The sequence below is a fragment of the Streptomyces sp. NPDC005899 genome, from assembly GCF_040629645.1.
In the GTDB taxonomy this organism is placed as follows: domain Bacteria; phylum Actinomycetota; class Actinomycetes; order Streptomycetales; family Streptomycetaceae; genus Streptomyces.
On record NZ_JBEXWB010000685.1, the window covers coordinates 1 to 1,329 of the forward strand.

Genomic DNA, 1,329 nt, shown 5'->3' on the forward strand with positions numbered 1-1,329 from the left:
CCTGCGGCCGGCCACGCACACCCGGGCCCCCGGGATCCACCTGGCGGGGGCATGGACCGCCACCGGCTGGCCCGCCACGATGGAGGGCGCCGTCCGCAGCGGCCTCAGCGCCGCGGCCGCCGCGCTCGGCACCCTCGGCCGCACTCACGAACATCCGCTGCAGGAGGCGGCATGAGCAGTACCACCGGAACAAGAGGAGAGTCTGTGACCCCGGCGAATCCGGCTTACGGCACCGTGGCGGACACCACGGATGTCACCGCGCTTCTGGAGCGCGGGAGGGCCCTGTCAGCGCCGGTGCTGCGAGCTGCCGTGGACCGGCTGGCGCCGCCCATGGACACCGTCGCGGCCTACCACTTCGGCTGGATCGACGCCCACGGCCGGCCGGCCGACGGCGACGGCGGCAAGGCCGTGCGCCCCGCGCTGGCCCTGCTGTCCGCGGAGGCGGCGGGCGCCCCGGCCGAGGCCGGCATCCCGGGCGCCGTCGCGGTCGAACTCGTGCACAACTTCTCGCTGCTGCACGACGACCTCATGGACGGCGACGAACAGCGTCGGCACCGCGACACCGTGTGGAAGGTGCACGGACCGGCCCAGGCCATCCTCGTGGGCGACGCGCTGTTCGCGCTGGCCAACGAGATCCTGCTGGAACTCGGCACGGTGGAGGCCGGGCGTGCGGCCCGCCGGCTGACCACGGCCACCCGCAAGCTCATCGACGGGCAGGCCCAGGACATCTCCTACGAGCACCGCGAGCGGGTCACCGTCGAGGAGTGCCTGGAGATGGAGGGCAACAAGACGGGCGCCCTGCTCGCCTGTGCCGTCTCCATCGGCGCCGTGCTCGGCGGAGCCGACGACCGTACCGCCGACACCCTCGAGGCCTACGGCTACCACCTGGGCCTCGCCTTCCAGGCCGTCGACGACCTGCTCGGGATCTGGGGCGACCCGGAGTCCACGGGCAAGCAGACCTGGAGCGATCTGCGTCAGCGCAAGAAGTCGCTGCCGGTCGTGGCCGCGCTCGCCGCGGGCGGACCGGCCTCCGCCCGGCTGGGCGACCTGCTGGCCGCCGACGCGAAGAGCAACGACTTCGACAGCTTCTCCGAAGAGGAGTTCGCCGCGCGTGCGGCACTCATCGAGGAGGCGGGCGGCCGCGAGTGGACCGCCCAGGAAGCCCGCCGCCAGCACACGGTCGCCATCCAGGCGCTGGACGGCGTCGACATGCCGCACCAGGTGCGGGCGCAGCTCACGGCGCTCGCCGACTTCGTCGTCGTACGGAAGAGATGATCACTATTCAGATATGACTCGCAGTCGCCGGCGGGCGCCCCTCGGGGCGCCCGC

At 73.2% G+C, this 1,329-nt stretch carries 2 protein-coding genes; both read left to right on the forward strand.

All coding sequences use genetic code 11. The features are described from left to right. A partial coding sequence (locus tag ABZ371_RS32650; RefSeq protein ID WP_358686565.1) for an FAD-dependent oxidoreductase occupies positions 1–175 on the forward strand: 175 nt, incomplete at its 5' end. Continuing rightward, positions 172–1,275 (forward strand): polyprenyl synthetase family protein, encoded by a 1,104-nt coding sequence (locus ABZ371_RS32655; RefSeq protein WP_358686563.1) that lies wholly within the window; start codon positions 172–174, stop codon positions 1,273–1,275. The genes ABZ371_RS32650 and ABZ371_RS32655, both read left to right, overlap by 4 nt. Positions 1,276–1,329 lie beyond the last annotated feature (54 nt).

What these genes read in the sequence shown, in the direction of transcription:
- ABZ371_RS32655 (WP_358686563.1), top strand. Translation starts at nt 172, where the DNA reads ATGAGCAGTACCACCGGAACAAGAGGAGAGTCTGTGACCCCGGCGAAT.